This is a genomic window from Pelomonas caseinilytica, from assembly GCF_021353235.1.
Taxonomy (GTDB): Bacteria; Pseudomonadota; Gammaproteobacteria; order Burkholderiales; family Burkholderiaceae_C; genus Pelomonas; species Pelomonas caseinilytica.
On sequence record NZ_JAJTWT010000025.1, the window covers coordinates 1 to 12,064 of the forward strand.

The 12,064-nt window shown below is 59.1% G+C and carries 8 protein-coding genes; 6 read left to right on the forward strand and 2 right to left on the reverse strand.

What is annotated here, in order from left to right:
- On the reverse strand, positions 1-382 hold a 382-nt coding region (locus LXT12_RS26380; protein ID WP_233395473.1), incomplete at its 3' end, for an ATP-binding protein.
- Complete coding sequence (gene istA / locus LXT12_RS26385; RefSeq protein WP_233395475.1) at positions 375-1,895, reverse strand: IS21 family transposase; 1,521 nt, start codon at positions 1,893-1,895, stop codon at positions 375-377. The genes LXT12_RS26380 and istA, both read right to left, overlap by 8 nt.
- Positions 1,896-2,034: 139 nt before the next feature.
- Here istA and LXT12_RS26390 point away from each other — a divergent pair, with 139 nt between their 5' ends.
- From LXT12_RS26390 to LXT12_RS26415, 6 genes are all read left to right on the forward strand, one after another.
- On the forward strand, positions 2,035-4,029 hold the full coding sequence (locus LXT12_RS26390; protein ID WP_233395477.1) for a hypothetical protein: 1,995 nt from the start codon (positions 2,035-2,037) through the stop codon (positions 4,027-4,029).
- Between the two features lie 23 nt (positions 4,030-4,052).
- Complete coding sequence (locus LXT12_RS26395; protein WP_233395479.1) at positions 4,053-6,119, forward strand: di-heme oxidoredictase family protein; 2,067 nt, start codon at positions 4,053-4,055, stop codon at positions 6,117-6,119.
- A 53-nt stretch (positions 6,120-6,172) separates the two neighbouring features.
- Positions 6,173-8,074: a TonB-dependent siderophore receptor gene (locus LXT12_RS26400; RefSeq protein WP_349255053.1), complete on the forward strand. Its 1,902-nt coding sequence runs from the start codon at positions 6,173-6,175 to the stop codon at positions 8,072-8,074.
- A gap of 17 nt (positions 8,075-8,091) precedes the next feature.
- The gene (locus LXT12_RS26405) at positions 8,092-10,830 is read left to right on the forward strand and encodes a M16 family metallopeptidase (RefSeq protein WP_233395483.1); all 2,739 of its coding nucleotides are present in this window, start codon (positions 8,092-8,094) and stop codon (positions 10,828-10,830) included.
- A 614-nt stretch (positions 10,831-11,444) separates the two neighbouring features.
- Positions 11,445-11,666, forward strand: a complete 222-nt coding sequence (locus LXT12_RS26410) for a hypothetical protein (RefSeq protein WP_233395485.1) — start codon at positions 11,445-11,447, stop codon at positions 11,664-11,666.
- Positions 11,667-11,672: 6 nt separating this feature from the next.
- Complete coding sequence (locus tag LXT12_RS26415; protein ID WP_233395487.1) at positions 11,673-11,900, forward strand: H-NS family nucleoid-associated regulatory protein; 228 nt, start codon at positions 11,673-11,675, stop codon at positions 11,898-11,900.
- The last annotated feature ends 164 nt before the right edge of the window (positions 11,901-12,064 follow it).

Here is a 12,064-nt window from a genome sequence, read left to right on the forward strand (position 1 = left end):
CCCGTTTGCCGTGCGTGCCGATGCCCGCCACGCCTAGGGCCGTGGCCAGGTGGGTCTTGCCCGTGCCGGGCCCGCCCACCAGCACCACGTTGTGCGCCGCCGCCGTGAACTCGCAGGCGGCCAACTGCGTGACCAGCTTGCGGTCCACCGGCGAGACCTCGAAGTCGAAGCTGGCCAGATCGCGGTGCACTGGGAAGCGCGCACTGCTCATCTGGTGCTGCACCGAGCGCGTGGCGCGGTCGCTGGCCTCGGCCTGCAGCATGTGCTCCAGCAGCCAGCGCGAGCGCTCGACTTCAGCGTTGCGCTGCTCGCCGAGCTCGGCCCAGGTGGCGGCCATGCCGTGCAGGCGCAGGGCCTTCAGCTCTGCAATGACATCAGCCATGGTCGGCCTCCTGCTCGGCCAGCCGGCGCAGACGGTCGTAGCGGCCCGGGTCGGCCTGCGGTGGCGTGGTCGTGCTCAGCGGTGTGGCAACGTTGGGCGGTCGCTCCGGCGCCGTGAGCCGCGCCAGCACGTTGGCCACGTGTTCCGGGCTGATCCGCCCGCCAGGCCCCGCTCTCTCCAACGCCAGCTCGGCCGCCACCAGCACCTCGTCCAGCCCCGCCGTGCTGCTCAGCGCCAGCACTTGCGCCATCAGCCGGTCGCCGCCGGCATGACGCAGCAGCGCCTGACGCAGCTTGGCCAGCGGCTCAGGCAGGTCCACGAAGGGGGCACCATTGCGCAGCGCGCCAGGCTTCCTCTGCACCAGCGGCACATAGTGCTGCCAGTCGTAGGCCGTGCGGCCCTTGCCGCTGAGCCTGGCGTGTTCGGCCACCACGCGTTCGTCGGCCACGATCACCACGCGCTGTGGGTACAGCCGCGTGCTGACCGTCTGCCGGGCCAACTCGCACGGCACCGAGTAGCGGTTGCGGGCCACGGTGACCAGGCAGGTGCTGCTCACACGCGCCACGTCCTGCACATAGCCATCGAAGTCCACGGGCTTGGGCATCAGGTGGCTGCGCTCCAGCTCCAGCATCTCGGCCACGCTGAAGGCCTTGTGCTCGGGGTGGCGCAGTTCGGCCCACAGGGCCTTGCAGCGCTCGCCCAGCCAGGCGTTGAGTTCCTCCAAGGACCCGAAGCGCTGCTCGCGTGCCGCCAGCCAGATGCGACGCCGGCTGTCCTGCACGTTCTTCTCGACGACGCCCTTCTCCCAGCCACTGGCGACGTTGCAGAAGTCCGGGTCGAAGAGGTAGTGCGCGCACAGCGCGGCGAAGCGGCTGTTGACGTCGCGGTTCTTGCCGCGGCCCACGCGGTCCACGGCGGTCTTCATGTTGTCGTAGATGCCCCGGCGCGCCACGCCGCCCAGGGCCGCGAAGCCGCGGGTGTGGGCGTCGAACAGCATCTCGTGGCCCTGGCTGGGGTAGGCCACCAGCCAGAAGGCCCGGCTGGCGCACAGCTTCATGTGCGCCACCTGCAGCCGCTGATAGACGCCGCCGATGACCAACGGCTCCTCACTCCAGTCGAACTGGAAGGCCTCGCCGAGCTCGAAGCTCAGCGGCACGTAGGCATCGCCCGTCGCCGCACCTCGCTGGGCTGCGCGCCAGGCGCGGATGTAGTCGGTCAGCCGGCTGTAACCGCCCGCGTAGCCCGCGGCCTTCAACTGCTCCAGCAGTGCCTTGGCGCTGCGCCGCTCCTTCTTGGGCCGGCGGGCATCGGCGCGCAGCCATTGCTCCAGTTGCTCGACGTAGGGCGCCAGCTTGGTCGGCACCGCCGGCCGGCGGTACTGGGGCTGCTCGGCCTTGCCCAGCCTGAGGTACTTGCGCACCGTGTTCCTCGCCAGGCTTGTCGCCTTGGCGATCTCCCGTACCGACTTCTTCTCGCGGTGGTGCATCCGCAAGACCTTGCCAATCATCACCATGGTGATCACTCCTCACACCCCCGCCCAGCTGTGGATATCTCGGGCAGGGTAGGTTGAACACCTGGGTCAAATTTGGGTCGGCAGGGCCCTCATGGGTGGGTCAAATTTCAGTCGGCGCCAACAATCACAGGAGAGCTTCATGTCGTCGTCTTCCCGTTTCTTATTCCAGCCGCGGGTCATGCCCGTATTCCTTGCCTGCGCGCTTATCGGCGCCGCTGCATCGGCACAAACGAGCCAACCTGTGCGCAGCAATGCGCTCGCCACCGGCGCTAGTCCGTCCGTGGTCGTCGACGCGCTGAACCTCACGGAAATTTCCGAGAAGATTTCTACAGGGCTCTATATCGGCGCCGTTGTCTCCTCTCCAAGGATTGCTGAGGGCATTCAGAAGGCTGCCGACGTGTGGGGCTTGCACGTCGACCTCTTTGTTGAGCCGAACCCGCAGAAGGTTGACCAGCTTGCGGCTGACTTGAGTCACAACGGTGCCATTGCGGTGATCGTCGAGCCTGGCACGGGCTCTTCCACGTTGGCGGTTCTCAAGGCCAGCCTTCTGGAGGAGAAGAGCAAGCGGGGCTTCGAGATCCCCGTTGTTCAAGTGGCCGCAGCGCGCGGCACGGGAACGAACCGTGCCGCAGCACTCAAGGCCGACTTCGACGAAGGCTTTGACGCCCTGCAGCGCGCCAGGAATCAAATACTTCCGCAGATCCCGAAGTTTGACGAAATCTTCCCGATCATCTTCCCGATCAGCCCGCTACCTGACCACTTCTTCCAAGCCTCAAAGTTCCCCTATCCAGATCCGCTGATTCGCAGCGTTCGCACGGTTTCGTCCAGGAGCGCGTCGACGCACGCTCACGTGTCCTGCCATGCCGGCTCTTTGCTGGGGAACATGATCCACCGCACGAGTTCTGTGGACCCTGATGTCTTGCTCATCGGATTCGAGGGCGGAAATCTTTCTATCCGTCCCGAGCCAGGAGCGATTTCGAGAGACAAGCTCTCGGCGATCATGACTTCGTATGTGTTCGCTGTTCGGGGTGACCAAAGCGAGCGCCGAGATCTGCTGTCGGAAAACGACGGGCGCGAGACTTCGGCATTCAAGCCCACGATCCATGCACCGGAAGAACTTGAAGCAGCACTGAAGGCCTGGGTCTCTCAGGCGAAGATTGCTGGCTATCAATTCCGCGGCAGTGACGAGGTCGTTATCAAGGGCCTCAAGGGCAAGGATCGCCGCTTCCGGGCTTCCTTCTTTCTGATTTCGACGGATGCGAAGTTGGTGAAGCCAAGCGTTGAACTGGTCACCGACCGCTTCGGACGTTGGGCCTTAGAAACGATCAGCACGCAGCAGTTCAGGCAGGTCTTGTCCGAGGTGCCCATGGAAGGCGCCGCGAGCGGGCAGGCGATGATCAAGGCGCTTGATCTGCCCTCTGAAGCAGAGCGATCAACGATCAAGGACACAACGTCTACCTTCATTGGCAAGCCACTTGCGAAAGTTGAGGTCCAGCCAAAGGGTGGCCTGCTGAACGCTGCGGGAGCAAGCGTCGGCACCGTCGTCGGGTTCCCGCTGGGAGCCCTCCTTTACGAAGTCGACTCGAAGAAGGTGGTCACCTATCGGCCGTACGTCCTGACCATCGAAGGCGGCTTCCTGGTGGTGACGCCCGAGGAAGAGCTGACCCAGGATCTGCTTCAGAAGAAGGTGTCACGGGTCGATTTCGACGAACGCGGTCCGCTGGGAGCCGACCAGACGCTGTGGATCACCCTGGAGGACAACCACAAGGTCCAGTTCCGTCGCACCGTCCTTCAGCAGGGGCACCTCGACGAAGCGCTGGCTGGCGTGAAGCAACAAGGCTGGATCAGTGGCTGGGAATACTCCGGCGCACGCGGTCAGGGCCTTGAGGCCAACATCATCGTTTACAACTTCCTCGGGAAGAACCGCAAGTTCATGTCGTCCCTGAACACTTGGCCGAGCAACGATAGGCCCGCAACGCCGCAGATGCAGTGGTACGTGGATGGGATGCAGCGGCTCAATTTCAGCCTCCTCACCCCGGAAGGCTGGCGGCAGGAGTTCGTGGAGGTCCCTATCGCCATTCCACCGATGCCGCGAGACATGAAGCTTTACTCCGGAATTAGCAAGCTTGATTGATTGCCAAAACAGGGAGGCGAGCTATGCGCAAGTCAATTCGTATTGTGGCCGCCGCGGTGGCCGTCGTCGCAGCGGTCAGCTGGGCTGCGCAGCCAATCATTGGCGATGAACGAGCCATGCCGTTCCACTTGGATCAGACCGCGATTGAAGCAGGCAAGGTCCAAGAGGGCGACCTCATTGAATACGGGAAATATCTCTTCGCGGCTAGGTTCACCAAGTTGGACGGCGCTGGACGACCTGGCAGTACTGGTTCCGGCCTGCCGACACGCCGGCCGACGATTAACGCCAGGGCTCTTCTGCGAACGTCAGGTCCCGATGCGAACTCCTGTGCGAGCTGTCACAGCGAGCCTTCCGTCGGTGGAGCGGGTAGCTTCGCCGTCAATGTGTTCGTCGGCGCCCAAGAGCGAGAGCCGATCCTGGAATCCGTATCAGGCGCCTTCAGCGCGGAGAGAAAGACTTCGTCGCTATTTGGCTCAGGGCTGATTGAGCTTGCCGCGCGCGAGATGACGCAGGACATGCATGGCCTTCGCAAGCAAGCCGTGCAGGAAGCCGCGCGCACTGGCAAGCGGGTGACGCTTCCGCTGCTCACAAAAGGGGTGTCCTTCGGGTTCATTGGTGCCGATCCGAACGGGACGGTGATCACTGAAAAAATTGAAGGCGTCGACAAGGACCTGGTCGTGCGTCCATGGTCTCAAAAAGGGGTGGTGACCTCGCTGCGCACGTTCACGGTCACGGCACTGAACCACCATCATGGGATCCAGGCGTCTGAGCGGTTCGGCATTCGCCGCACGGGAAGCCGTGACTTTGATCGCGACGGCGTCGAGGATGAAATCATGGAAGGCGACATCACAGCCTTGGCGGTGTATCAAGCAACGCTGCCGGCGCCTCGCCAAGTCGTTGCTGACAACCCCGCCCAGGCCAGTGCAGTTGCGCGCGGAAGGGCTGCCTTTTCCTCTGCTGGATGCGCGGCATGCCACCTCCAGGCGCTGCCACTGCGCAGCTCCATCTTCAATGAGCCCGGACCCTACAACCTTGAGGGGACATTGCGGCAGTCCGAGGTGAAGCGGACCTTCCAAGTTGACCTCGCATCCTTGGCAGGTTCGCACCTCAAGAGGAACGAAAACGGCCAAGTCCTTGTTGAGGCATTTACCGACCTCAAGCGGCACCGGATTGCGGACCCTGAAACTCCGATGTTTGCGAACGAAGTCGTCAGTCAGGGCTTTGCACCTACGGACGAATTCCTCACCAAGCGTCTGTGGGAGGTTGGCTCGACCCTAGGCGCGTTTGGGCACCGCGGAGACATCACCACATTGAATGACGTGATCCTGGCTCACGGTGGTGAAGCAAAAGGCGCGCGCTTGAAGTACGGGGCACTCTCATCTCAGGATCGCGGCGCATTGATCGAGTTCCTGCGGTCGATGCAGACGCCGGTCGTTCCGGTGGAAATACAACCCAACTTTCTATCGTCACGGCTTTGGGCATTGGCGGATCTGAAGGGTGATAACACGGCCGTCGCCTCCGTTGACGGGGCAGAGCAAATTGCAAGTCGCGCGCTGGCTGCGGCGGAACGTGCGGAGAAGACAAGAGATCGCATTGCCTCCTTGTCTACGCGCATTGACTACGAGAGTGCGAAGCTTGGAAATCGGCAACGCGTGTCGGTCGAAGGGGACGTTGTGGCGCCGCTGCCGCGCTCGATCCTCGCGGAGATCGAAGCCGAGCTGAATGCGTCACCGCTCGCGAATCACCCCACACGCACTGCCATTGTGAAGAGCGTGCAACGTGCGCAGCAAGCGCTTGAAACGGCCCACAGAGCGGCCGACTTGGCATTGCACAAGGCAGCGATAGCGAACAGCAACGGTGTCGTGCTGACCCCTACTGGCTATATCCCGCCAGATGCGATCCTGCTCAACCTGAGGCGCTTCCGCGCACAGGGTGACAGTACCGCCATGTATCGCGAACTAGCGGCATGGAGCGAAGACTTGGCTTTCCGAGCTGAGCAGATGGGTCAGCAGGTAGCCACAGCGTCGTTGCGACTCGAGGCGCTCGCCAACAAGAACTTCGCCTTGCTTAGCGCAGGCGCGGCGAAGTGAGGTCGACGCGGGCGCCTTGGGCGCCCTTCCTATTGCTGTGCCTCGCAGCGAGCGTGCCTTTTGCTTCCGCTCAGGAAGACCGCAAGGAGACGCGGGAGGACCGAGAGGTCCTGTCCGTTTCCACGGCGGCTGACATGGACAAGGGCTTCATGGCCCCCAGGGACTACAGCGGCTTCGCCTTCAACCGAAACTTTCTGCGAGGCTTCCAAAACGACAGCGCATTGCGGAACGGCTACCGGGACTACGGCTACCTAGGCCCAACTGACTTTGCCAACATCTCCGAGATCGAGGTGCTCAAGGGCCCGGCATCAGCCCTTTACGGAAACGGAAAGCCGGGCGGCGACATCAACACCCTGACCCGCCGCATAGACGGTCAAAAGGGAAGCGAGGGTATGGCTTCGGTCAACAGCTTCGGGTTCGTTCGCACCGAGCTGAATGTCGGCGGCAAGCTTTCCGAGCCCAGCGACATGGGAGCGTTTCGCTTCGACGCCTCAATACAAGGTGGACCGTCCTTTCGGGACGAAGTCCACGGAAGACGCTTCTACATGGCGCCAGGCGTGTCGCTACGTCTTGGGCCGGAGACAAAAGTTTCTATTGAGGCCGAAGTATTCCGAAGAACCGCGGTGTGGGATCCAATATTCCTCCCCGATCCGGTACTGTTATCGCTTCCAGCCAAGCGGTTCCTCGGTGAGCCATTCAACCTAGATCGTACGTCAGCAAATTCTCTCAGAATCGCGGCGACGCATCAGCTGTCGCCCGATCTTATATTTCGGCAATCTATTGCAATCCATGCCGGCAACAACCGCTACAAAGCGGCGACGTACGATACTTTTTCGGGCAACCCCCTTGTGGAAGCAGATGGACGGACGGTGAATCGGATTGCTGAAGAGGCTGACGATAAACGGCGATTTCAGATTTCCCAGACCGAGCTTTATGGCACTGCGAAAACATTTGGCATAGCTCACGAATATGCCATAGGGCTGGAGCTGGCGAAATTTGACTACGATTTTTCGTTAGACCTTGCTCCTATCGCCTCAATCGATGCGCTACATCCGGTGTATGGAGCTGTGCCAGGACAGTTCCAGAATGTCGCGCTGCAGCACTACGGAACCTCTACCAATGTCCTGTACATGGGTGACCGGATGACATTCGGGGCGGGATGGAAGGCCTACGTTGGGCTGCGTGGCGAGCGGTTCAAAAATTTCCTACGTGAAGACCAGCAGCCGGAAACCTCAAAGCGGGCAACCGTCGTTTCTCCTCGGATTGGTTTGGTCTATGAATTGGCCACAACAAACCGCCTGTTCTTGAGCTTGACGCATGCAGCCAGGCCTCAAATTGGAACTCGCAGCGCGAGCGGTGAAATATTTGATGCCGAACGAGACTCTCAGGTTGAACTTGGGTATCAGGCCTCTTTTGATGAAAAGAAGGCTTTGATGACAGTCTCGCTCTTTCAAATCAAGCGCGACAACGTTCTGGTCATTGATCAAGTCAATCCAAATTTCTCAGTCGCCAGGGGCCAAAGGACAAGCAGAGGTCTTGAATTCGATCTTAGTGGGTCGGTGGGACCGATTCGATTGAATCTTAGTGCGGCGTTGACAGACGCATTCGTCAGTCGCGACACCACAATTTCACTCGGCTCGCACTTACCAGGAGTCAGCAAACGATTCATTTCCGGCTTCGCACAGTACAAGTTTCCGGAGAGCCTACTGGGAATCACCACGGGAATCGGTGCCACCTGCGAGTCCAAGGTGGAGTCGAGTCTACCTGCCAACGGAGTCAGATTGCCGGGTTACTGCAACATTGACGCCTCATTTACCTATGACAGCCCTGCAGGCTGGTGGTGGCGCGCCACCTTTACCAATCTGTTTGATCGCTATGCGTTCAATTCCTTTGGATACGATATTCGTCCCATCCAACCGAGAACTGCTCTTCTCCAGGTAGGGGCCAATTTTTAAGTGAGGCGACGGAGTTCATGACAATTGCCAAACTATTTGCAACGGCATTTGTCTGTTTCAAGGCTGCTGCGGCAATCGCAGGTTGCGATGCCTTGCAGACTCCAGTCGCCGCAATAAATGGAGTAACCGAATACCGGCTGGAAAACGGACTTCAGGTAATTCTGTATCCTGCGTCCGATGACCCCCGCACCACGGTAAACGTGGTTTATCACGTTGGCTCAAAAGACGATCCTCGGATGGGTTCTGGCACTGCTCACTTGCTTGAACACATGATGTTCCGTCGCACCGAGACTCATCCACAGGTTGGTCGCGAATTAGTAATGCATGACATGCAGTACAACGGGATCACTTGGGTGGACGGCACCAGCTATTTTGAGAATTTTCGTTCGAACGAAGACAATCTGAAGTGGGCGATCGGTTTGGAGGCTGACCGCATGCATAGCCTTGTGATTGATGCAGCAACTCTTGAGGTTGAGAAGCGGGTCGTTATCAACGAGCTCCAGGCAGTTCGACAAGATCCGGTTTTTCTAGTGCTGACGAAAGCACGAAAGGCAATCTATCCAAATCATCCTTACGGAAACTCGAGTGTTGGATCCGATCAGGATGTTTTGGCAGTCTCAAAAGAAGCTCTCGAAGCGTTCTACAGGGCGCATTACAGACCGGCGTCAGCAACCCTCATCGTAGCTGGTGGCTTTGATGCTGCTTCCGCTTTGAAGTCAATTTGCGAGAATTTTGGGGGGATTCACGATCCAAAGGAGATCGAGCGCGAGTCCGACAATGATTTGCGAGGGGCCCCAGTTGCAGCTGTCGTCACTATGGAAACGAGTCCGCCCTCGGCGGGGGTTATTGTCCGCATTGGGCCCAGGCTTTCTAATAGTTATCAAGTTGCTTCACTTGTTGCTCCATTGTATGCGCTAGACGAACAAAGTCCTCTTCAGCGCATTCTGGTGGGTAAGCGCATTGCGTCCTCAGTTAAGGCATTTGCAGATGGTTTTAAAGATGATGGGTATATCTTCTTCTTCGCGCAGGCCAATGAGGGTGTATCAGCTGAAGAATTGAAAACCCATCTGCTGAGCGCGATTGGCACAAGCCCAGACCAGCTCATATCCACAGATGACGTTCGGAGGCTGAAGGTAGCCCGAGATGAATTGTTTAAAGGTTCGCTGGAGCACGCATCAACAGTCGATCTGGCGCTGCTGGATTGGCTGGTCGCGGGAGATTGGCGCCAATATTTCTCATATGAGCGTGCCATACGAGAATCAGAACTCTCTTCTCTTTTGATCGCCGCACGTACGACACTCGGTGATGTCGAAGCAAAGTCGGCCAACACAGTTGCTGAGCAAATAGCTTCGCAAGCTCCAGGGACTACACAACCCTCCAAAGCAATCGCGCTTGGAACCGGTGACGGTCAGCCCAAGGGCCGCACAGTGACTCGGGCAAAACCCGCTCTGGAGCTGCCGGTGATACTGAAAAGAGCGCGCTATTCGAAAGACTCGGGCCCCAATATAGCCGTTCTGGATGCGCCGAATGATCAAGGTACGGTTTCGATTGCCGTGCGGACGCTGTGTCGTGATATTCCCTCGAAAATGCGATGGCAGGCATCCCCGGTGCTGCAACGGCTTCTTCTATATGCGCTGGAGACACCTGAAGGCGCGTCGTTGAAGAGCCTCATCGACGCATCGCATGGTCGGATGAGGTTCAGTGCGGATGACCAGGGCGTGTTGCTTGCGTTCCAGTTGCCTGCATCGGAGGTGGAAGAAGGCCTCAGGAGATTGGCTGGCTTGGCTGCGTTCGATGCGTTAGCTCATCCACGCACTGCGCAAATGCTGATGGCACGGCTCACAGAGGTTCGTCTGCAGCGGCCCGACCCCCGTTCAATGGCAATCGCCGCGATGCACGGGACTCACCCGATGCGATCCGCGATGGTTGCGGATGAAGTTCTCAGCGACGAGGTGGAGGCCGTTCAAAAGCTCTCTCCGCTGACGCTGGCCACTGTGTGGCGGGGATGCTTTGATTCGGCGTTCACCGGCATAGCCGTTGTGGGCGACAGCAAAGGTCTGGATACAGCCATAGTGAGGCGCGCCCTCGCCACATGGCCGGAGAGGCAACCACTAGGCCCATCCGCGGATCACGGCGCAGGCGGCCTGGCAACTGGTGCCGCAGCTGCCACGATAAATGTACCGGGAGGCGCCTATGGATTTGCCCTGGTCAGAAATGAATTCAAATCGGCCGAAGGAACCTATAGCACGCCAGCGCTGACCGTTGCCAATTATCTCATTGGGGGCACGCCGGCCGCGTATCTACCGGAGCGCCTTCGAAACTCGCTGGGCATCAGCTACAGCGTTGCGTCTTTCTTCTCCAGAGATCAAATCGCTGGCGGCGGCGTGTTTGGAATCTTTGCCACGTTCAACAATGAGGAACTTAGCAATTTCAGGGGCGCCTTGGTCAGTGAGATTGCAGGAATTAGACGAAAAGGATTTACAACGGTAGAAGTCAGAGAGGCAATCCAAAGCGTCGTAAGAGAGCGCCACGCTATGCTTGAAAATGAACTTCTAATCGCGGCTACGCTCGCAGGAATGTCCTCAAGCGGCATATCGCCCGCTGAAATTTTGGCGGAGGAGAAAAAGCTACTTGCCTTGAATGCTGCAGAAGTGAACGAGGCGGCACGATTTCTGTTGGACGAGAAAAAGCTTAGATTTGTCTTCTCCGGTGATTTCAATCGTGCCGCCGCCACAGCGAAGAAATCAAGTGACTAACTGCCCGCCAAAGGCTTGGCGTCCAGCTGCAGGAGGCGTATAGCAGATGTGAACTCGATCAGAGGGCCTGCCTATTGCGCCAGCTATCGCGTCGGTCAAGGCGGCGATTTCCGCCAGTTGTGCATCTCCTTTTGGAGGCTCGCGATGTAATAGGTCAACAAAGACCGGCAGGTCTGATGGTTCGCACGGAGCGCCGTTTTCTGCATACATTTGAGCGTCCAAAACTCGGACTCGAACCCACGTACGCCCTGGCGGGGTTCCCATTGCCTTTCCAGCTGCGTCTGCAATGGCCTGCGCGAGGCCAGCACCGAAATCCGAGGACTGAGCCACACATTCAACCGTCAGTATTGGCATGATGTCTCCTATGCCGGGATTGAGCTAGTAGCATGCATCATGCATGGCTCGCAGTCAATGCATCCAGATTTGCGACACATTCCGCTGGTGCATATTTATAACCTTGGCCAAAACAGATGCGGTGTAGTGAATCGCATGAGTTCTTCTTCAGAGGAAAAGCGTTTCAAAACAGGCTCACCGTGTTCGAGCAGCTAGACTTCGCAATCGCCGCTCCAGCCCCCGTGCCACAGTGGCATGTCAGGAGCTTCCGGAACCGCAAGATGCCGAAGATCAAAGCCCTCGTAGCGATGAAGCAGCGCCTCCAAGAGGCGCTAGGTCAGTTGGATGAGCAGGAAGAGGTCCTCGAGCTGGTGAGGCATGCCGTTGCCCAGTACGAGTTGAAGCCCCAAGACGTCTTCTCGACCACCGAGTTGGAGGCTGCGGTCCTGAAGAGCATCGTTGATGACTCGATTCCGTATTGCGACCGAAACGGCAATACCTAGAGTGGCGTGGGCAGAAGGCCGGTATGGCTCTCGGAGGCCATCCAGGCTGGCGCGGCGTTGGAAGACTTCCGCAACCCAAACTTTCGAAGGGCATCGCAACAGGTCGAGCCTTTCTGCGATGCCGACGGAAATACATGGAGCGGCAGGGGAAGGCGCCCGACGTGGCTCACCGAAGCCATCAACGGCGGCGCGGACCTGGAAGACTTCAGGAACCCGGCCCACGCGGGGAGCTGACATCCTGCCAAGCTCAGGCTCGCCGACTTTTGTCGACGTTTCCTAGTGTCCTGTCCCGTTAGTTTCTGGCATTAATCCTGCATGCCATTGCGGTATCTTGGAACGGGGGATACCGCGATGAGGACAGGCCGACCGAAGGTTGAATTGCTGCTGACTGACGAGGA